The organism is Kribbella sp. VKM Ac-2566 (genome assembly GCF_004366005.1).
Classification (GTDB): Bacteria; Actinomycetota; Actinomycetes; order Propionibacteriales; family Kribbellaceae; genus Kribbella; species Kribbella pratensis.
Map to the genome: position 1 here is coordinate 803,201 of NZ_SODT01000011.1, position 19,736 is coordinate 822,936.

Consider the following 19,736-nt stretch of genomic DNA (forward strand, 5'->3'; position numbering starts at 1 on the left):
CCCCCGTTGCCTGTCCGCAGTACGGCGGTCAGCGGTCGGGCGCGTCGTACTCCGCGGCGATTTCGGCGTCGAGTTCGGCTTTGCGTTTGACCCAGCGTTCGGTGAGGCCCTTGACCTCTTCGCTGATGAAGTCGATGAAAGCCAGGGAGATGCGGATGCGGTGGTGGGCGTCGGTGCCTTCGCCGGCTGCGTCGAGGACCTTGCGGAGGGACTCGGACCAGCGCACCAGTGAGGCGTCCTCGCTCATCATCGTCTGGTACCAGGCGTCGTCCTGGACGACGTACACGTCGCGACGGCTGCCGGGCTCGCGCTCGCGGGTCGCCAGGCGCAGTTGCAGCAGGTAGTTGACCGCGCCGGAGACCGCGGCGGGACTCGCCTGCAGTTGGTCGGACAGTTCGGCGGCTGTCATCCGGCCGTCCACGCTGGACAGGATCGCGGCGAACACCCGGGCGGCCATCCGCGGCCAGCCCGTCTCGGCCAGCAGATTGCCGAACTGCTCGGTGTATCGCCGGACGGCGTCGTCGTCTCGAAGTGCACTCACCGCCCCATCATCCCCTCTGGGTCACTCGATTACCTGTCCTGTGAGAAACGTGTTAGCAAGATTCACAAACTTCTGAATGAAGTGTACGTTATGAATCATGACATCAGCCATCGTGGTCTCTGGACTGCACAAGTCGTACGGAAGTACGCACGCCCTCGACGGTCTCGACCTTGAGGTCGCGACCGGTGAGGTGCATGGCTTCCTCGGGCCGAACGGCGCCGGGAAGTCCACCACCATCCGCGTCCTGCTCGGACTGCTGCGTGGTGACGCCGGTGATGTCTCGCTGCTCGGTGGCGACCCGTGGCACGACGCCGCGAAGCTGCACCGCCGGCTGGCGTACGTCCCGGGCGACGTGAACCTGTGGCCGAACCTGACCGGCGGCGAGGTGATCGACCTGCTCGGCCGGCTCCGTGGCGGGGTGGACGAGAAGAAGCGCGACGAGCTGCTGCGCCGGTTCGACCTCGACCCGACCAAGAAGGGCCGGACCTACTCCAAGGGCAACCGGCAGAAGGTCGCCCTGGTCGCCGCTCTCGCGAGTGACGTCGAGCTGCTGATCCTGGACGAGCCCACGTCCGGTCTGGACCCGCTGATGGAGGAGGTGTTCCGGCAGTGCATCGAGGAGGAGCGTCAGCGCGACCGCACCGTGCTGCTGTCGAGCCACATCCTGTCCGAGGTCGAGGCCCTGTGCGACCGCGTCAGCATCATCCGCCGCGGCCAGGTGGTCGAGACCGGCACGCTCGCCGACCTGCGCCACCTCACGCGTACGTCGATCCAGGCCGAGCTGGCCGGATCGCCGAACGGGCTGGGCCAGCTGCCGGGGATCCACGATCTCGATGTCGAGGGCAACCGGGTCCGCTGCGAGGTGGACACCGCCCAGCTCGACGCTGTGATGCGGCAGCTGTCCGCGAGCGGGATCAAGAGCCTGGTAGCGCAGCCGCCGACGCTCGAGGAGCTGTTCCTGCGGCACTACGAGGACGACGTACCTGCCCAGGATTCAACTGAGCCCGAGGCGGCCGTGCGATGAACGACTTCGTCGGTACCGGGACGCTGGTGCGGCTCGCGCTGCGCCGGGACCGGATCCTGATCCCGATCTGGATCCTGGTCTTCGTGATCACGGCCGCCGGATCGGCCAAGGCGTCGATCGATCTGTACTCCGACCAGAACGCTCTGGTGGAGGCCGCGCGTACGTCGAACGCGTCGCCGGCGCTGGTCTCGCTGTACGGGCGGATCTTCGACGAGTCCTCGCTCGGGGCAGTCTCGCTGTTCAAGCTCACCGCGTTCGGCGCGCTACTCGTCGGGTTGCTCGGCGGCATGCTCGTCGTACGGCACACCCGCAGCGAGGAGGAGTCCGGGCGGCTCGAGCTGCTGAGTGCCGGCGTACTCGGTCGGTACGCCGCTCTGGCCTCCGCACTGATCGTGTCCGGGGTGACTGTGATCGTGCTCGGGCTGCTGACTGCGCTGTCCCTGATGGGCAGTGGCTTGGATACGAAGGGATCGCTCGCGTTCGGGTTGATGTGGGCGGCTGCCGGATTGGCGTTCGCGGGCGTGGCTGCGGTGACCTCACAGGTCAGCGAGAGCGCCCGGGCTGCGAACGGGCTCACTGCGATAGTGCTCGGCGTGGCGTACGTACTGCGCGCCATCGGCGACTCGTCCGCGGACGGCAGCACGCAGTGGGTCTCGTGGTTGTCACCGATCGGCTGGGCGCAGCAGGTCCGTCCGTACGCCGGTGAGCGGTGGGCCGTACTGCTGCTGCCGCTGGCGTTTCTCGCGCTACTGATCACTGCCGCGACCGCACTGATCCGGCGGCGTGACCTAGGAGCCGGTCTGGTGCGCCCACGTCCCGGACCGCCCAGGGCGGCCAAGTCGTTGCGTTCGCCGCTCGCACTCGCTTGGCGGCTGCACCGAGGCTCGCTGTACGCCTGGGGTTTCGCGTTCCTGCTACTCGGTCTGCTGGTCGGCAACATCGCCAGCAACGTCGACGGGTTCGTCACGAGCGACAGTGCCAAGGAGATGGTGCAGAAGCTCGGTGGTGTGGAGGGCATCACGGATGCGTTCCTGGCGACCGAGATGGGCATGGTGGGGTTGCTCGCGTCGGCGTTCGGTATTCAGGCGGCGCTCCGGCTGCGGTCGGAGGAGACCGCGCTCCGGGCCGAGCCGCTGCTGGCGACCGGTGTGACCCGGGCGCAGTGGCTGGCGAGTCACGTGCTGATGGCACTGCTCGGCACCGGCGTACTGATCCTGGTCGCCGGGCTGGGCTCCGGCGTCTCGAGTGGAGCGTCGCTCGGCAACATGGGCCGTCAGGTGCCGCGGATGATCGGTGCGGCTGCCGTACAGCTGCCTGCGATCTGGCTGGTGACCGCTCTGGTCGTCGTCCTGTTCGGACTCGCGCCCAAGCTGGTAACCGGCGGGTGGGTGCTGTACGGCGTGTTCCTGCTGATCGGTCAGTTCGGTGAGATCTTCAACCTGCCGCAGTGGATGATCAACCTCAGCCCGTACGGCCACACGCCGCGGTTGCCGGGCGGTGACTTCTCCGTCGCACCGGTGCTTTGGCTGACCGGGATCGCCGCCGCACTCACCATCGCCGGCTTCACCACCTTCCGCCGCCGCGATATCGGTTAACCGATGATCAGCGCTGGTCTGAGGGGTCCGGCGCTCACAGGCCCGCCCGGCATGTGACCGGGCGGGCCTGTCTACGATCGCTGGGTGTTCAGTGAGCAGCTGGTGGAGTTCTGGAGCGAGCGGCACCTGTGTGTGCTGAGTACGGTCCGGTCAGACGGGACGGTGCACGCGACGCCCGTCGGAGCGACCTTGGACGTCGAGGCGGGGCTGGTGCGGGTGATTTGCTCCGGTACGTCGTACAAGGCCCGGGCGATCCGGCGGCTCGGTGAGGCGGCTGTCGCCGTCACACAGGTGGACGGCCGGCGCTGGAGCACGATCGAAGGGCGTGCTGTGGTCAGTGACGACCCTGCGCGGGTGCACGAGGCCGAACGGCGGTACGCCAAGCGCTACAAGGAGCCACGGGTCAACCCGCAGCGCGTAGTCATCGAGATCACCGTGACGAAGGTCCTCGGCAATGCCTGACCCCATCACCGTCGTAGGCCTCGGCGCCGACGGCTGGACCGGCCTCTCAACCCCAGCCCGCCAAGCCATCGAGCAAGCTGAAGTCCTACTTGGCAGCCCCCGCCAACTAGCCCTGATCCCGGCGCCAACCCCCACCACCTCTCCGGTCTCCACCGCATCCACTTCGTCCGTGGCATCCGCCTCATCCAGCTCTTTTGACGCCGTGCGCCTCGCCTGGCCTTCGCCTTTGTCGGAGGCGCTCCCGCGGTTGCTGGCGGAGCACCGGGGTCGGCGGATCTGTGTGTTGGCGAGTGGTGACCCGACGTTCCACGGCATCGGTACCACGCTGGTCCGGTTGCTCGGCGCTGACGCCGTACGGGTGATTCCGCAGTCGTCGAGCGTCTCGTTGGCCTGTGCGCGACTCGGCTGGGCGCAGGACCAGGTGCAAGTGGTGAGCCTGGTGACCAACCCGGTCGAGCGACTCCACCCGCACCTGCAGCCCGGTCGACGGGTCCTGATCCTCAGCCGAGGCGCCCAAACCCCGGCCGAGGTCGCGGACCTGTTGGTTGCCCGCGGCTACGGCTCCAGCGAGTTCACTGTCCTCGAACAGCTCGGTGGCCCAGCCGAACGCGTCCGTACGACGAACGCCACCGACTGGTCCGACGACGTCGACCCGCTCAATGTCATCGCCGTACTCTGCCCACTCGACGCTCCCGTGCTCTCAACAGCACCCGGCCTGCCCGACGATGCGTACGAGAACGACGGCCAACTGACCAAACGCGAAGTCCGCGCTGTCACCCTGTCCCGCCTCGCACCCGTCCCTGGCCAACTCCTCTGGGACATTGGCGGCGGCGCGGGGAGTATCGCGATCGAGTGGTCCCGGCACCATCCGTCCTGCCATGCGATCGCCGTCGAACGCGACCCCGACCGCGCGAAACGCCTGGAACGCAACGTGGCCGCACTGGGTGCGGCCGTGGAGACCGTAGAAGGTGCAGCCCCGGCAGCGCTCGACGGTCTCGAATCGCCGGACGCGATCTTCATCGGCGGGGGAGCGACGGCCGCCGGTATGTTCGACGCCTGCTGGAACGCGCTCCGCCCCGGCGGGCGACTGGTTGTCAATGGCGTCACGCTGGAGACCGAGTCCCTGATCGCCCAGTGGTACCAGGCCGTCGGCGGCGACCTCATCCGCCTCGACGTACAACGCGCCTCGGCCATCGGCACCATGACCGGCTGGCGCCCCGCCATGCCGGTAACCATCTGGAGCGTGACGAAGTGACGGTATTGATGCCGGGCCTCCGCTGGGGTATCGACTCATGACGGTCCACTTCATCGGTGCCGGACCGGGCGCGGCCGATCTGATCACCGTCCGCGGCCGCGAGCTGATCGCCTCGTCGCCCGTCTGTCTGTACGCCGGTGCACTCGTCCCGGTCGAACTCCTCGACCACTGCCCGCCCGGCGCCCGCAAGGTCGACACCGCGAACCTGACCCTCGACGAGATCGTCGCCGAACTCGCCACCGCGCACGCCGCCGGCCTCGACGTCGCCCGCCTGCACTCCGGCGACCCCTCCGTGTTCAGCGCGATGGCCGAACAGATGCGCCGCCTCGACGCCCTCGAGATCCCGTACGACGTGACGCCAGGCGTACCGGCGTACGCCGCGGCCGCCGCCACCCTCGGCCGGGAGCTGACCGTCCCCGAGGTCGGGCAGACCGTCGTCCTCACCCGGATCGGCGGCAGCGCCAGCGCGATGCCGGCCGGTGAGGATCTCGCGACCCTCGGCGCGAGTCAGGCGACGATCGTCCTGCACCTTGCGGTGCAGCAGATCGAACGGGTGGTCGAGGAGCTCGTTCCGAACTACGGCGCGGACTGCCCGGTCGCGGTCGTCGCGCGTGCCTCGCGCGACGACGAGGTCGTCCTGCGCGGCACGCTCGCCGATATCGCGGAGCAGGTGAAGTCTGCGGGCGTTCGCCGTACCGCCGTCATCATCGCCGGAAAGGTGCTGTCGGCAACAGCCTTCCGGGACAGTCATCTCTACTCGGCCGATCGGTCTCGATGAAGGTTCTGCTGCTCGGCGGGACGGGGGAGGCTCGCGAGCTGGCGGGTCTGCTGGCTGGGGCCGGGGTCGACGTGGTGTCGTCGCTGGCGGGACGTACTGCCGATGCGCGGGTGCCGGTTGGTGAGGTGCGGGTCGGTGGGTTCGGTGGGGCGGCCGGGCTTGCGGGCTGGTTGCGGGAGCATCCGGTTGATGCGGTGATCGACGCGACGCATCCGTTTGCGGCGATGATCACTGCGAATGCGTTTTCCGCCACGCGGGAGGTCGGGGTGCCGCTGCTTGTGCTGCGGCGGCGGGGTTGGGCCGCGGAGCCTGGCGACAATTGGCACTGGGTCGAGACCGCTTCCGCGGCTGCTGAGTTGCTGCCGGAGCTGGGGACGCGGGCGTTTCTCACGATCGGACGGCAGGGCCTTGATGCTTTCGCTGGTACGGGGCTCTGGACGCTCGCTCGGTGCGTCGACCCGCCTCAACCTCGTCCCACCTGGTGCACGCTGATTCTTGCCCGCGGCCCCTTTACCGTCGCCGACGAGGAGAGGATTCTGCGCGACCACACCATCGACGTACTGGTCACCAAGGACAGTGGCGGACCCGCGACAGCCGCCAAACTCACCGCGGCCCGCGGATTGGCGATTCCTGTCATCATGATCCGCCGTCCACCCCTACCGGCGGGGCCTGAGGTTGTCGAGACGGTCGAGGCGGCCGTTCAGTGGGTGATGCGAGCGAGCCACTCACCGAGCACGTGACGCTCGCCTGCAGTCAGCATCTCAAGCTCCGGCAACCGCGCCCGCAACGCATTCGCAGGCGCCGCCAAATCCTGGTTCACCGCCACAACCGCGCGCCCGTTTGCGGTTTCGTGGTCTGTTGCGATTGCTGTGATCAAGGCGTCGAACATGGCGTCTGGCAGCCGCGGATCGCGGCGGTCCTCGGGAACGGCCAGCAGCGCCAGTACGGCGCCTGAACCGGCCGCCTGTACCAGTTCCGCGGCCAGGTCCTCGTCGACGCGCAACCGTCCGGCGGCCGCGATGTTGCGGATCCGGGTTCGCAGGATCGCCAGCCCGGCCTCGGCTGCCGCGGGGCGACGGCCCGGCCGCGTGTCGGCGTACATCAGCAGGAAGAGTGCCGGGTTCGCCAGCCCGAACCCGATGTGCAGGTCCCAGCCCGCGCGGAGGTCCATGATCGGGTCCGCCGTCGGATCGAGCGGTGGTTTGTCCGCGAGGTACGTCGAGAACCCGTACTCGAGCACCGCCGCGAGCAGCCCGTCCTTGTCGCCGAACAGCCGGTAGATCGTCGGCGCCTGCGTGCCGGCCGCAGTCGCGACCGCCCGTGTCGACACCGCGTCCCGGCCACCCGCCGCGAGCAGCCCGGCAGCAACTTCGACGATGTGCGCCCGCATCCGATCTCGCCCGCTGATGCCGTCGCTCGTGCCGTCGCCACCGGTGGGCGCGTCGTCTGGCGTCTTGTCGGTCTGCGGCTCCTCCACGGCCCAACGGTAGCGGTTGGCTCGTCGTGTTAACAGTGGTAGCGTCAATCTGTATCCATTGATAACAAGGAGCTGTGCATGATCATCGTCACCGGAGCTACCGGCCGCCTCGGCCGGGCTGTTGTCGATCGCCTCGCCGACCGTGTTCCCACCGGTCAGCTCGGCGTCAGCGTGCGTGACCCGGAGAAGGCCGCGGACATGGCGGCCCGTGGCGTCCGGGTACGGCGCGGAGACTTCGGCGACCCGAACTCGCTCGCGCACGCGTTCGAAGGCGCCACCCAGGTGCTGATCGTCTCGGGCCCGGCTGACCCGGAGCCGCACCACGTCGCGATCGATCTCGCCAAGACCGCCGGCGCCGAGCGGATCCTCTACACCAGCCACCAGGCCGCGAACCCGGACTCCTTGTTCCTCGCGACCCGAGGCCACGCCGCGACCGAACAGGATCTGGTGAATTCCGGCGTACCGTTCACGGCGCTCCGCAACGGTTTCTACGCCAGTACGCCGGTCTTCCTGCTGCGGTCCGCGCTGGAGACAGGGGAGCTGATCCTGCCGAAGGACGGGCCGTTCTCCTGGACAGCGCACCGGGATCTGGCCGACGCGGCGGTGCTCGCGCTCACCGAGCCGGGACGCCTTGACGGCATCACGCCGGCGCTGACCGGGCCGGAAGTGCTCGACTACGCGGACATCGCCGCGATCGCTTCGGAGCTCCTCGGGCGGAAGATCGTCCGGGTCACTGTGCCGGACGAGGAGTGGAAGCGGGCGGCTCTCGGCCGTGGGATGCCGGAGTTTCTCGTCGACCTGACACTGGGCATCTTCGCAGCCGCCCGGCGCGGCGAGTTCGCCGTCGTCGATCCCACGCTGCCGGCAATCCTCGGCCGCCCGGCCACGACGCTCCGCGAAGTACTCGCCGCCGAGCTCACTGTGTAGAGCACGCCCGACGAGCCCCGCCCACAGCGCGGCATGCGCTGACGGGCGGCGGTGGGTGGGTCGATAGATTGACGCCATGGGGATTCAGATCGCGCCCAGCATCCTGGCCGCCGACTTCTCGCGGCTGTCTGACGAGGCGGCTGCCGTGTCGAATGCGGACTGGCTGCACGTCGACGTGATGGACAACCACTTCGTGCCGAATCTGACCCTCGGGCTGCCGGTGGTCGAGTCACTGGCCAAGGCGACCGACCTGCCGCTCGACTGTCACCTGATGATCGAGGACCCGGACCGCTGGGCGCCTGGGTACGTCGAGGCGGGCGCGTCGAGCGTCACGTTCCACGTCGAGGCCTGCCGGGCGCCGATCCGGACCGCGCGGGAGATCCGGGCCAAGGGCGCACGGGCGGCGATGGCGCTGAGGCCCGCAACTCCGATCGAGCCGTACGAGGACCTGCTGGCCGAGCTCGACATGATCCTGATCATGACCGTCGAGCCAGGTTTCGGTGGTCAGAAGTTCCTCGACGTCTGCCTACCCAAGATCCGCCGCACCCGCCAACTGCTCGACAAGCACGGCCTGGACCTGTGGATCGAGATCGACGGCGGTGTCTCGGCCGACACCATCGAGCGCTGCGCGGAGGCAGGCGCGGACGTGTTCGTGGCCGGCTCGGCCGTGTACGCCGCCGACGACCCGAACGCGATGGTCGAGCAGTTACGCGGTCTCGCCGAGCAGTCCGCCGGCCGGTAAGTCAGGCCCGCTCGGCTCCGGCCCGACCTCCGGCGGCACTCGCAGCAGCAAGACCGTCGAGACCACCGCGAGTACGGCGGCCAGCAGCCACACATACCGCACGCCGAAGCCTTCGATCACCGCACCCGCCACCGCGGCCCCGATCGCCGCACCGCCGGTCGCCGCGCTGCCCATCCACCCGAACACCTCGGTCCGCGCGACGTCGGGCGTCAACGAACCCAGCCGCCCGTACAGCGCACCGATCGCCGGCGCCAACGTCAGCCCCGACACCGTCAACGCGATCCCGAGCGACACCGACGACCAGGTAGCGAAGACGCACAACAGCATCCCCACCGCGACCAGAGCAGCCCGCCGCCAGAGGTACGACGTACGCCGTCCGGGCAACGCGCCCGCGACAGCGCCGCCGACCAGGCTGCCGAACGCCCAGACGGCCTCGAAGATCCCGGCGATCAGCCGCTGACCGTGGTCGTCGGCGAACGCGACGATGGCCAGCGAGATCCCGTTGAACGACATGACCCAGAGGCCGAACGCGAGGATCAGCGGCAACCGGTGCCGATGCCAGAGCAACTGCCGCGCGGTCAGCGGCACCGTGGTGTGGTGGTCGCGGGGGAGCGGCTCGGGTTGTCGGAGCGCATACCACCAGATGAAGACGGCCGACATCACCGCCGCGAGCAGTACGCCGGCCCGCGGGCTCGCCACGCTCACCGCGGTTGCCCCGAGCATCGGCCCGACCATGAACAACAGTTCCTGCGCCGTCGCATCCACCGAGTACGCCGTCCGCAATGCCGGGCCCGAGACGACCCGAGGCCACGCGGCCCGCAACGTCTGCATGACGGGCGGCACCAGGGCGCCCGCGATCACAGCCAGCAGCGGCAGCAACCGATGCAGCCCGGACGGCAGGAGAGCGATCGTGAACAGCGCGACACTCCAGGCGATCCCCGTCGCGAGCAAGACGCCACGAGGTCCCCGCCGATCGGCCGTGCGCGACCAGAGCGGTCCCGCAACCGCCGCACCGACCGAATAGGAGCCAGCGACAACGCCTGCCCACCGGAACGAGCCGCTCGCGTCCTTGGCGAGGAACGCGATCGGCACCATCGTCGCGAGCATGGGCAGCCGGGCGAGCAGTGAAGCCACCAGCAGCGTCATCACACCGTGCGCTCGCCACAACTCGCGGTACACGGCCAAATCCATGCCCGCATTCTTGCTCCCGCCGCCGACAGTTTCCGTGCCCCAGCCGGTCAGGCCTCTACGATGAGCGGGTGACCGACCCCAAACCGGTGGATACCTGGCTGACCGACATGGACGGCGTGCTGGTGCACGAGGAACGCGCCATTCCCGGAGCCGGCGAGTTCATCGCGGCGCTGCAGGCGTCCGGCAAGAAGTTCCTGGTCCTCACGAACAACTCGATCTTCACCCCACGCGACCTCCGCGCCCGCCTGCTTGCCGCGGGCATCGACATCCCGGAGCGGTCGATCTGGACCAGCGCGCTCGCCACCGCGCAGTTCCTCGACGACCAGCGGCCGCGCGGAACGGCGTACGTGATCGGCGAGGCAGGACTGACCACCGCGCTGCACGAGATCGGGTACGTGCTGACCGAGCGCGACCCGGACTATGTCGTCCTCGGCGAGACCCGGACATACTCGTTCGAGGCGATCACCAAGGCGATCCGGCTGATCGCCGAAGGCGCCCGCTTCATCGCGACCAATCCGGACCCGACCGGCCCGTCACAAGAAGGTCCGCTGCCGGCAACCGGCTCGGTGGCCGCGCTCATCACCCGGGCCACAGGCGTCGCGCCGTACTTCGTCGGCAAGCCGAACCCGCTGATGATGCGCAGCGCCCTGAACCGGATCGAGGGACACTCCGAAACCACCGTGATGATCGGTGATCGGATGGACACCGACATCATCAGCGGTCTCGAGGCGGGCCTGCGGAGCGTGCTCGTGCTGTCCGGATCGACCGCCGACCACGAGGTCGAGCGCTTCCCGTACCGCCCGACCCGCGTGGTCCAGTCCATCGCCGACGTCGTACCGCTGGTGACCGCGCTGTCTTAGGGGTGGCTGATGCCACCCCCTAGCAGGTCAGAACGCGGAAACCGTAGCCCTGGGCCTTCAGGGTCTTGAGGATCGTGGGCAGTGCCGCGACGGTCTGGGTGCGGTTGCCGCCGCCGTCGTGCATCAGGATCACGGAGCCGCTGTGCACGTTCTTCAGCACGCGTTGCACGATCGCCGCCGTACCGGGCTTGGTCCAGTCCCGCGAGTCCACGGTCCACACCACGAGGTCCTTGCCGAGCGCCTTCGCCCGTTGCCGGACGGCCGGGTTCACCCCGCCGTACGGCGGTCTCAGACACGCCGGCGTACTACCGATCTGGGCTCGGATGGCCTGGTCCGTCGACGTGATCTGTTGGCGGAACGCGGCGGCGCCGAGGAGCCGGAGGTCGGCGTGCGTCCAGGTATGGTTCTGCACGCTGTGGCCGGCCCCGTGGACCCGCTTGGTCAGCTCGGGATGTTTCCGGACGTTCTGCCCGACCTCGAAGAACGTGGCCTTGGCGTCGTACTTCGCGAGGATGTCGAGCACCATCGGGGTGTAGGTGGCATCGGGCCCGTCGTCGAACGTCAGTACGACGTACTTGGTCGGCAGTGGCGTCTTCGTCGGCGTCGCAGGTGCCGCTGCGGGTGGAGTGGACGTGGGCGTGGATGGTCCGGCCGGTGACTTCGCCGCAGCGACGACCACCGAGCCGATCACCGCGCTCACCAGCATCATCATCGCGAGCCCGATCATGCGATGACCGGACCGCGTCAAACGAACATCCATGCATCCCCCCAGGGCGGTGGGTGGCTCGCTTCCTGCGGTCCACCCTGGGTGCGTCGGCCTCGAAAGCCAGGCACCACGCCGCTTCCCCGTCAACAAGTCACGGATAGCGGACGCGCGTCAGGTGCAGGACATGGTGGTGAAGCCGTAGCCTCTGGCCTTCAGGGTCCGCAGGATCGTCGGCAGCGCGGCGACCGTCTGGCTGCGGTTTCCGCCGCCGTCGTGCATCAGGATCACCGAACCGCTGTGTACGTGCGCCAGTGCCCGGCGCACGATCACCGACGTGCCCGGGCGGGACCAGTCGCGGGTGTCGATGGTCCACAGGCGGATGCTCTTGCCGAGGGCAGCAGCCCTCCGCGAGACCAGTTTGTTCGTCCCGCCGTACGGCGGCCGGAGGCAGCGCGGGGTGTACCCCGTCTGGGCCCGGATGTACCGGTCCGTCTTCTGCACCTGGGACCTGAAGGCGCTCGAGGAGACGTGCCGGAGGTCCGGGTGGGACCAGGTGTGGTTCTGCACGCTGTTGCCCTGCTGATAGACCCGTCGGGTCAGGGACGGGTAGCGCGCCACATTCTGGCCGATCTCGAAGAAGGTCGCCCTCGCCCCGTAGGCGCGAAGGATCCTCAGGATCTGCGCGGTGTAGCGCGAACTCGGGCCGTCGTCGAAGGTGAGATACACGTACTTGCTCGTCGTACTGACCTGTGCGACCGAGCTGGTAGCTGCTCGGTTCGTGGCCTGGGACGTGGCTGTCGCCACCAGGCCGAGCGAAACGGAGAGTGCGACGGCGACTGCTGCGATCACGAACCGGCTGGACCGCCCGGACGACCGACGATATGGAGACACGACTACCCCCAGTTGCTGCTCCACCCCCGAACGGGGTTGTTCCATCGTGCGCCCAGATGTCTCTTGGGGCCAGGGCTGGACGGGTCTCAGAGCACCTGGGAGAGGAACTGGCGCAACCGAGCCGACTCGGCGGCGTCGAAGATCTGTTCGGGTACGCCGGACTCGACGACGACGCCGTGGTCCATGAAGGCCACCTGGTCGGCGACCTCGCGGGCGAACCCCATCTCGTGGGTGACCACGACCATCGTCATCCCGGCCTCGGCGAGGTCCGCCATCAGCGACAGCACGCCCTTGACCAGCTCGGGATCGAGCGCCGACGTGGCCTCGTCGAACAGCATCACCTCGGGCTCCATCGCCAGCGCCCGCGCGATCGCGACCCGCTGCTGCTGACCGCCGGACAGGTTCCCGGGTCGCGCTCCGGCCTTGTGCGCCAGGCCGACCAACTCGAGCTGCGCGCGGGCCGCCGCCTGTGCCGCCTCGGCGTCGAGCTTCTTGATCTTGCGCAGCGGAAGCGTGATGTTGTCGAGCACGCTCTTGTGCGGGAACAGGTTGAAGTGCTGGAACACCATGCCGATGCGTCGTCGCAGTACGTCGGCATCGCCCCGCAGTACCGACTCGCCGCCGAGCTTCACATCACCCGCGTCCGGTTCGAGCAGCCGGTTGATCGCACGCAGCAGCGTCGACTTCCCTGACCCCGACGGGCCGATCACGCACGCGGTCTGCCCCGCAGGTACGGCGAGATCGACGCCGCGCAGCACCTTGTTGCTGCCGAAGGCGAGCTCGACACCGCTCACCTCCAGGCTCGCTGCCTCAACGGTTCGCACGCGCGAGCTCCTCCAGTTCTACGTCCTCCGACTCGACCGGTCGTCCTTCACGCAGCCGCTTGTCGAAGTGGTTCACCAAGTGCGTCAGCGGGACCGTGATCAGCAGGTAGAAGATGCCCGCGAGCAGCAACGGGGACAGGTTTCCGTTGGTCGCGGCAGCGTCCTGACCGATCCGGAACAGTTCCCGCTGGCTCGCCAGCAGGCCGAGGAAGTACACCAGGCTCGACTCCTTCACGAGCGCGATGAACTGGTTCACCAGCGCCGGCAGAACCCGCCGTACCCCTTGCGGAATGACGACCAGCCGCATGCCGCTCGTGTAACTGAAGCCCAGCGCACGGGCGGCCTCGAGCTGCCCCTTCTCCACGCTCTGGATGCCGGAACGGAAGATCTCGCCGATGTACGCCGCGGCGATCAGGGAGAGCGCGAGGATGCCGAGCGGGTACGGGTTCGGGCCCCACCAGTGCCGAGTGATCGGGGACAGCCCCTGGCCGATCAGCAGGATGGTCAGGATCGCGGGCAGGCCGCGGAAGATGTCGGTGTAGATCTTCGCCGGCCAGCGCAGCCAGCGCTTGCTGGACAAGGCGAGGACCGCCACGATCATGCCGAGCAGGGTGCCCAGCACGACCGAGGCGGCCGCCAGAATCAGGGTGTTGACCAGTCCTACCTTCAGCATCTCGGGCAGGACCGCCTTCATCGACTCCCAGTCGAGAAAGGTGTCACTCAGGGTGGACCAGATGTCCATCAGGCTTTGGGAGCCGTGAACTTGACCGATCCGCTGCCCGGCTTGAAGTTCGCCGGTACGGCGCGGCCCGGGTAGTACTGCTCGACCAGCTTGGTCCAGGTGCCGTCGGCGATCACCTCGTCGAGCGCCTTGTTCACGGCTTCGCGGAGCTTGTCGTTGCTCTTCGCCACCGCGAACGCCATCGGCGCGTCACTCAGCTCCTTCGCGGCCAGGATCACCGTGCCGCCGCCCTGCTCCTTCGCCATCTTCTCGCCGATCTCGGCGGGCGAGACCCACGCGTCCGCCGTACCGGCCTTGAGCTGGCCGAGCGCGGCGTTGTAGTTCGGGACGCGGACCGGGTTCAGGTTCTTCTGCGTGGCGTAGTCGTCCTGGACGGTGCCCTGGACGACCACGACGCGCTTGCCGGTGAGCTGGTCGAACGACGTGATTCCGGAGCTCTTGGTGGTGTTCAGGCCGAGGTAGCCGAAGTCGTACCCGTTGCTGAACGCAACCGTCTTCTTGCGGGCCTCGGTGACCGTGATCGACGAGCTCCCGAGGTCGAACTGGCCGCCGTTCACCTGCGACAGCAGCGCGGAGAAGTCGGTCCCGACGAACTCCGGCTTCAGGTTCAGCTTCGCCGCGACCGCGGTGATCAGGTCGTTGTCGAAGCCGGTGAACTTCCCGTCCTTCACGTAGACGTTCGGCGGCGCGTCGGTCAGGGTCCCGATCCGCAGCGTCCCCGCCGACATCAGCCCCAGATCCTCGCCGCCCGCGGACTTGTCCTGATTGCTGCCACAGGCAACCATCGCGCTCGCCAAGGTGATGGCCCCGACCACTGCGACAACCCGCCGAAAAGCGCCGAACGCGCGCACAACTGTCTCCTCACAACGTCAACGAAGGCAGGACGGTTCGCCCCGCCGGAGCAAGCCAACACCAGCCGAGCGACCCGCATTCCCCGCCGACGAAGCCTGAGACAGCGCCGAATGTCTACTCAAATCGTGCTATATCGGGGCTCCCGGCCGCGGTGGATCGGGACTGGGAACCCCCCGTGGGGACTGGGGACAGGAAATACCCTGTTCCCAGTCCCCGCGGCATGTTCCTTGTCGGGCGGATGGGCTCACGATGTGACCTGGGTCGTGGTGCGGGTTGCGGGGAGGGGCATACTTGAAGCACGAGTGAACCCACTCGCGTGCTCCGGGGTCGGTGTAATTCCGAGCCGGCGGTTACAGTCCGCGACCCGGTCGCTGCGGTTCGGCGATCGGTTGACCTGGTGGAATTCCAGGACCGACGGTGAAAGTCCGGATGGGAGGCGCACGCGGTCGGCGGGTGTGCTCTGGCGCCCGACGGCGCGGAGCGTGGACTGCACAGCCCACGGGACGCGGCGGCGAGAGGTCCGGCGACGGACCGCGAGACCGGGCCGGACGAGAGGTCCGGACGGTGAGGGCGACGGAGCAGACGTGCCGGTCGAGGCCCCGGAGTGCGTCCGTGACGACGAGGGGCCCGAGAAGTGAACGACGCGTCGCCGATCGACATCGCCTGGATGCGGCGTGCTGTCGAGTTGGCTGCGAGAGGTACCGGCAGCACCCATCCGAACCCGGTGGTCGGGTGCGTGATCACCGGCCGCGACGGGCATCCGGTGGGCGAGGGCTTCCATGCCGTTGCCGGCGGCCCGCATGCCGAGGTCGAGGCGCTCCGGATGGCCGGGGCACGAGCCCGCGGCGGTACGGCGTACGTCACGCTCGAGCCGTGCAACCACACCGGCCGGACCGGTCCGTGCGCGGACGCCCTGATCGAGGCCGAGGTCGCCCGGGTCGTGTACGCCGTACCCGATCCGAACCGGACCGCTTCCGGGGGCGCCGACAAGCTGCGGAACAAGAACATCGACGTCGTACAGGGCGTCCTGCAGACCGAGGCGGAGGCGGTCAACCAGGTCTGGTTGCACAGCATCCGGACGGGTCGGCCGTTCGTCACCTGGAAGTTCGCGACCACGCTCGACGGGCGGTCCGCGGCCCCGGACCGGAGCAGTAAATGGATCACGGGGCCGATCGCACGCGCCGACGTACACCGGCAACGGGCCGAGTGCGATGCGATTGCCGTCGGTACCCAGACGGTGCTGGTCGACGACCCCGAGCTGACGGTTCGCGACGAGAACGACGTACCCGCGGCGCGGCAGCCGTTGCGGGTGGTCGTCGGCGACCGGGAGATCCCACCCACCGCGCGGGTCCGCAACGACCGTGCGGAGACGTTGCTGCTGCCGACCCACGATCCCGCCGAGGTGCTCCGGCAGCTGGACGATCTGCAGATCCGGCACCTCTGGCTCGAAGGCGGCCCGACCCTGGCCGCCGCGTTCCTGCGCGCCGGGCTCGTCGACCAGATCGTCGCGTACGTGGCCCCGGCCGTCCTCGGTTCCGGGTACGGCGCGGTCGGCGACCTCGGCGCGGAATCGATCGACCACCTGCGGCGGTTCAAGCTAGCGGACGTCACCCGCCTGGGCGACGACGTCCGGCTGACCCTGGTTCCTCTGGGAGGAAAGTAGATGTTCACCGGCATCATCGAAGAACTCGGCACCGTCGAGTCCCTGGACCTGCTCGACGGCGACGCCGCGCGGCTCACCATCCGCGGACCGAAGGTGACCGAGGACGCCGCGCACGGCGCCTCGATCGCGGTCAACGGCTGTTGCCTGACGGTGGTGGAGTACGGCGGCGGCGTGTTCACCGCGGATGTGATGCGCGAGACGCTGGAGCGGACCAGCCTCGGCGGTCTGCAGAAGGGCTCGCCGGTCAACCTCGAGCGGGCCGTCGCCGCGCACGAACGGCTCGGCGGGCACATCGTCCAGGGCCACGTCGACGGCACCGGCACGATCGCCGGCCGGACGCCGGGGGAGCACTGGGAGGACGTCCGGATCGCGACGTCCCCGGAGATCCTCAAGTACGTCGCCGAGAAGGGCTCGATCGCGATCGACGGGGTCTCGCTGACCGTGACCGATGTCGACGACGCGTCCGGGACGTTCGGGGTCAGCCTGATCCCGACCACGCTGGAGCTGACCGTGCTGGGCGGGAACTCGGTCGGCGACACCGTCAACCTCGAGGTGGACGTGATCGCGAAGTACGTCGAAAGACTTCTGACGGCAGGCAACGTGAAGGACAGCGTCGTGAACGACAGCATCGTGAAAGACAGCATCGTGAAGGACAGCATCGTCAAGGACAACATCGTGACGGACAACGGAGGCGTGCGGTGAACCCGATCGACTGGCTGTTGCACTCCACGGTGACGATCGCCGGGTCGGAGGTCCTGGTCCGGGAGATCGTCGGCAACGTGTTCGGTCTGGCCAGTGCACTCTTCGGCATGCGCCGGCTGGTGTCGGCGTGGCCGGTCGGCATCGTCGGCAACGTCCTGCTGTTCACCGTCTTCGTCGGCGGGATCTTCGACACCCCGCAGGACAAGGACCTCTGGGGGCAGGCCGGCCGCCAGGTGTTCTTCGCGATCGTCAGCCTCTACGGGTGGTACCGCTGGTATCAGACCCGGCACGGCGGCGCCGCCACGGGCGTCCAGCCGCGTTGGGCGACCGCCCGCGAGCGGCTCGAGCTCGGCGGCATCGCGGTGGTCCTGTACGCGATCTCGTACTTCGTGCTGCGTGAGCTCGGATCGTGGGGCCCGCAGTGGGACGCGTGGATCCTCACAGGGTCGATCCTGGCGACGTACGGGATGGCGCGTGGCTTCGTCGAGTTCTGGCTGATCTGGATCGCTGTCGACGTGGTCGGCGTACCGCTGCTGGTGAAGGCAGGGTTCTACCCGTCGGCGACGATGTACATCGTGTACGGGCTGTTCTGCGTCGTCGGGTTCGTGTCGTGGTGGAAGATCCAGAACCGTGAGCGGGTTCAAGCTCCTGAGCCTGTGGTGGTGGGGTAGATGGGCGACGTACTGAAGCTCGACACGATCGAGCACGCGATCGACGAGATCCGCGCCGGCCGGCCGGTGATCGTGGTCGACGACGAGGACCGCGAGAACGAGGGCGACCTGATCTTCGCCGCGTCCAAGGCGACGCCGGAGCTGCTGGCGTTCCTGATCCGGTACAGCTCGGGCGTGGTGTGCGTGCCGATGGAGGGCGCGGAGCTCGACCGGCTCGGCATCCCGTTGATGACGCCGCACAACCGGGAGCGGATGCGGACGGCGTACACGATCTCCGTCGACGCGCGGGACGGGATCTCCACCGGGATCTCGGCCGCCGACCGGGCGCGGACGATCCGGGTGCTGACCGATTCGGCCTCGGAGCCGTACGACCTGGTGCAGCCGGGGCACGTGTTCCCGTTGCGCGGTCGCGAAGGCGGCGTCCTGGTCCGACCCGGGCACACCGAGGCGTCGATCGACCTGGCGCGGATGGCCGGGCTGACGCCGGCCGCGGTGATCTCGGAGCTGGTGAACGACGACGGGACGATGAAGCGCGGGCTCGACCTGCGGACGTTCGCGGACGAGCACGGGCTGGTCCTGGTGTCGATCGACGACCTGATCCGGTACCGGCGCCGTACCGAATCCCAGATCCAGAAGGTCGCGACGACGACGCTGCCGACGCAGTACGGCGATTTTGTTGCGCACGGCTACCGCAACACGGTGGACGGGTCGGAGCAGCTCGCACTGGTGCGCGGCTCGCTGGATGATGGGCCTGTTTTGGTCCGATTGCACTCGGAGTGCCTGACCGGTGATGTGTTCGGGTCGCTGCGCTGTGACTGCGGGCCGCAGCTGGACGAGGCGATGCGGCAGGTTGCGGCCGAGGGCGGTGTCGTGGTGTACCTGCGCGGTCATGAGGGGCGCGGGATCGGGCTGCTGCACAAGCTGCAGGCGTACGAGCTGCAGGACGCGGGCCGGGACACGGTCGACGCGAACCTGGATCTCGGGTTGCCGGCGGACGCGCGCGACTACGGGACCGGTGCGCAGATCCTGGCCGATCTGGGTGTCAAGGAAGTGCGGTTGCTGACCAACAACCCCGACAAGCTCGCGGGCGTGCAGGGGTACGGCATCGACGTGGTCGAGCGCCGGGGGATCTCCATCGACCCGACCGAGCACAACCTGCGGTACCTGCGCACCAAGCGCGATCGAATGGGCCATCACCTGCCGGGCGGCCTGCTGACCGAAGAGGACGGAGCCGGCTGATGTCGGGCAGTGGAGCACCCACCATCGAGGTAACCCGCGTTGAGGACGCCCGGGTCGCGATCGTCGCCGCCCAGTGGCACCCGAAGGTCACCGACGGCCTGCTCGCCGGAGCCCTCCGCGCGCTGGAGGACTCCGGCGTCACCGACCACACCGTCATCCGCGTCCCCGGTTCGTTCGAGCTCCCCGTCGCGGCGTTGCATGCGGCAAAGTCCGGGTACGACGCGGTTGTCGCGCTCGGCGTGGTGATCCGGGGCGACACTCCCCACTTCGAATACGTCTGCCAGGCGGCCACGGACGGCCTCATGCAGGTCGGCGTCACGACGGGCGTCCCCGTCGGCTTCGGCGTACTCACCTGCGACAACGACCCCCAGGCCCTGGACCGAGCCGGCCTCCCCGACAGCCGCGAAGACAAAGGCTACGAAGCAACCCAAGCAGCCCTGTCCACCCTGGCCGCCATCCGCCAACTGAACGCGTAGTCCATCCCGCGCGGCGAGTTCGCGCTGCCGCGCGGGCGACTACTTGGCCAGCGCTCCCGATGAGATGGATGTGCTACCGGCGACTGGATATCGAGCCTGCGCGCGCCTCGGCCGCGTC

22 protein-coding genes and 1 riboswitch are annotated in these 19,736 nt (G+C 68.6%); of the genes, 14 read left to right on the plus strand and 8 right to left on the minus strand.

What is annotated here, in order from left to right:
* Window positions 1–28 precede the first annotated feature (28 nt).
* Window positions 29–541: a GbsR/MarR family transcriptional regulator gene (locus EV647_RS26625; protein WP_134007388.1), complete on the minus strand. Its 513-nt coding sequence runs from the start codon at window positions 539–541 to the stop codon at window positions 29–31.
* Between the two features lie 97 nt (window positions 542–638).
* On the opposite strand from EV647_RS26625, the gene EV647_RS26630 reads away from it, so the two are divergent.
* From EV647_RS26630 to EV647_RS26655, 6 genes are all read left to right on the plus strand, one after another.
* Entirely contained in the window at window positions 639–1,565 is a 927-nt protein-coding gene (locus EV647_RS26630; protein WP_134007390.1) for an ABC transporter ATP-binding protein, read from the plus strand.
* Complete coding sequence (locus EV647_RS26635) at window positions 1,562–3,160, plus strand: ABC transporter permease (protein ID WP_134007392.1); 1,599 nt, start codon at window positions 1,562–1,564, stop codon at window positions 3,158–3,160. The genes EV647_RS26630 and EV647_RS26635 overlap by 4 nt, the downstream gene beginning before the upstream one ends.
* Window positions 3,161–3,244: 84 nt before the next feature.
* Window positions 3,245–3,622 carry a PPOX class F420-dependent oxidoreductase gene (locus EV647_RS26640; RefSeq protein ID WP_134007394.1) on the plus strand — a complete coding sequence of 126 codons (378 nt, stop codon included), beginning with the start codon at window positions 3,245–3,247 and terminating at the stop codon, window positions 3,620–3,622.
* Entirely contained in the window at window positions 3,615–4,877 is a 1,263-nt protein-coding gene (cbiE, locus tag EV647_RS26645; RefSeq protein WP_134007396.1) for a precorrin-6y C5,15-methyltransferase (decarboxylating) subunit CbiE, read from the plus strand. Before EV647_RS26640 ends, cbiE begins: the two co-directional genes overlap by 8 nt.
* A 37-nt stretch (window positions 4,878–4,914) precedes the next feature.
* Window positions 4,915–5,655: a precorrin-4 C(11)-methyltransferase gene (cobM, locus tag EV647_RS26650; RefSeq protein ID WP_134007398.1), complete on the plus strand. Its 741-nt coding sequence runs from the start codon at window positions 4,915–4,917 to the stop codon at window positions 5,653–5,655.
* A complete protein-coding gene (locus EV647_RS26655; protein ID WP_134007400.1) occupies window positions 5,652–6,395 on the plus strand; it encodes a cobalt-precorrin-6A reductase in 744 nt (247 codons plus the stop codon). Before cobM ends, EV647_RS26655 begins: the two co-directional genes overlap by 4 nt.
* On the opposite strand, the gene EV647_RS26660 is transcribed toward EV647_RS26655, so the two are convergent.
* Window positions 6,356–7,132: a TetR/AcrR family transcriptional regulator gene (locus tag EV647_RS26660; protein ID WP_238177398.1), complete on the minus strand. Its 777-nt coding sequence runs from the start codon at window positions 7,130–7,132 to the stop codon at window positions 6,356–6,358. The two genes, EV647_RS26655 and EV647_RS26660, sit on opposite strands and share 40 nt — an antisense overlap.
* A 78-nt stretch (window positions 7,133–7,210) precedes the next feature.
* Here EV647_RS26660 and EV647_RS26665 point away from each other — a divergent pair, with 78 nt between their 5' ends.
* Window positions 7,211–8,059 (plus strand): SDR family oxidoreductase, encoded by an 849-nt coding sequence (locus tag EV647_RS26665; protein WP_134007402.1) that lies wholly within the window; start codon window positions 7,211–7,213, stop codon window positions 8,057–8,059.
* A gap of 76 nt (window positions 8,060–8,135) precedes the next feature.
* Window positions 8,136–8,801, plus strand: a complete 666-nt coding sequence (gene rpe, locus EV647_RS26670; protein WP_134007404.1) for a ribulose-phosphate 3-epimerase — start codon at window positions 8,136–8,138, stop codon at window positions 8,799–8,801.
* Here the strand turns inward: rpe and EV647_RS26675 are convergent.
* Complete coding sequence (locus EV647_RS26675) at window positions 8,766–9,992, minus strand: MFS transporter (RefSeq protein ID WP_134007406.1); 1,227 nt, start codon at window positions 9,990–9,992, stop codon at window positions 8,766–8,768. The two genes, rpe and EV647_RS26675, sit on opposite strands and share 36 nt — an antisense overlap.
* A gap of 107 nt (window positions 9,993–10,099) precedes the next feature.
* Here EV647_RS26675 and EV647_RS26680 point away from each other — a divergent pair, with 107 nt between their 5' ends.
* On the plus strand, window positions 10,100–10,852 hold the full coding sequence (locus tag EV647_RS26680) for an HAD-IIA family hydrolase (RefSeq protein ID WP_238177410.1): 753 nt from the start codon (window positions 10,100–10,102) through the stop codon (window positions 10,850–10,852).
* Window positions 10,853–10,871: 19 nt separating this feature from the next.
* Here EV647_RS26680 and EV647_RS26685 read toward each other — a convergent pair whose 3' ends face one another.
* From EV647_RS26685 to EV647_RS26705, 5 genes are all read right to left on the minus strand, one after another.
* On the minus strand, window positions 10,872–11,612 hold the full coding sequence (locus EV647_RS26685) for a polysaccharide deacetylase family protein (protein WP_238177399.1): 741 nt from the start codon (window positions 11,610–11,612) through the stop codon (window positions 10,872–10,874).
* A 117-nt stretch (window positions 11,613–11,729) separates the two neighbouring features.
* Window positions 11,730–12,449, minus strand: coding sequence for a polysaccharide deacetylase family protein (locus EV647_RS26690; RefSeq protein WP_238177400.1), 720 nt, complete (start codon window positions 12,447–12,449; stop codon window positions 11,730–11,732).
* Between the two features lie 86 nt (window positions 12,450–12,535).
* On the minus strand, window positions 12,536–13,273 hold the full coding sequence (locus tag EV647_RS26695; RefSeq protein ID WP_134007412.1) for an amino acid ABC transporter ATP-binding protein: 738 nt from the start codon (window positions 13,271–13,273) through the stop codon (window positions 12,536–12,538).
* Window positions 13,260–14,015, minus strand: a complete 756-nt coding sequence (locus tag EV647_RS26700; protein ID WP_134007415.1) for an amino acid ABC transporter permease — start codon at window positions 14,013–14,015, stop codon at window positions 13,260–13,262. Before EV647_RS26700 ends, EV647_RS26695 begins: the two co-directional genes overlap by 14 nt.
* A complete protein-coding gene (locus EV647_RS26705) occupies window positions 14,015–14,866 on the minus strand; it encodes an ABC transporter substrate-binding protein (protein ID WP_134007417.1) in 852 nt (283 codons plus the stop codon). The genes EV647_RS26700 and EV647_RS26705 overlap by 1 nt, the downstream gene beginning before the upstream one ends.
* 313 nt (window positions 14,867–15,179) lie before the next feature.
* Window positions 15,180–15,313: riboswitch (FMN riboswitch) on the plus strand.
* A 188-nt stretch (window positions 15,314–15,501) separates the two neighbouring features.
* Between EV647_RS26705 and ribD the strand changes: the two genes are divergently transcribed.
* The 5 genes from ribD to ribH are packed head-to-tail and all read left to right on the plus strand — an operon-like array spanning window position 15,502 to window position 19,618.
* Window positions 15,502–16,530 carry a bifunctional diaminohydroxyphosphoribosylaminopyrimidine deaminase/5-amino-6-(5-phosphoribosylamino)uracil reductase RibD gene (ribD, locus tag EV647_RS26710; protein WP_202871132.1) on the plus strand — a complete coding sequence of 343 codons (1,029 nt, stop codon included), beginning with the start codon at window positions 15,502–15,504 and terminating at the stop codon, window positions 16,528–16,530.
* Complete coding sequence (locus EV647_RS26715) at window positions 16,531–17,232, plus strand: riboflavin synthase (protein WP_134007419.1); 702 nt, start codon at window positions 16,531–16,533, stop codon at window positions 17,230–17,232.
* Window positions 17,229–17,903: a nicotinamide riboside transporter PnuC gene (gene pnuC, locus EV647_RS26720; RefSeq protein WP_134007421.1), complete on the plus strand. Its 675-nt coding sequence runs from the start codon at window positions 17,229–17,231 to the stop codon at window positions 17,901–17,903. The genes EV647_RS26715 and pnuC overlap by 4 nt, the downstream gene beginning before the upstream one ends.
* Window positions 17,904–19,142, plus strand: coding sequence for a bifunctional 3,4-dihydroxy-2-butanone-4-phosphate synthase/GTP cyclohydrolase II (locus EV647_RS26725; RefSeq protein WP_134007423.1), 1,239 nt, complete (start codon window positions 17,904–17,906; stop codon window positions 19,140–19,142).
* Complete coding sequence (gene ribH, locus EV647_RS26730) at window positions 19,142–19,618, plus strand: 6,7-dimethyl-8-ribityllumazine synthase (protein ID WP_134007425.1); 477 nt, start codon at window positions 19,142–19,144, stop codon at window positions 19,616–19,618. The genes EV647_RS26725 and ribH overlap by 1 nt, the downstream gene beginning before the upstream one ends.
* Window positions 19,619–19,736: the final 118 nt, after the last annotated feature.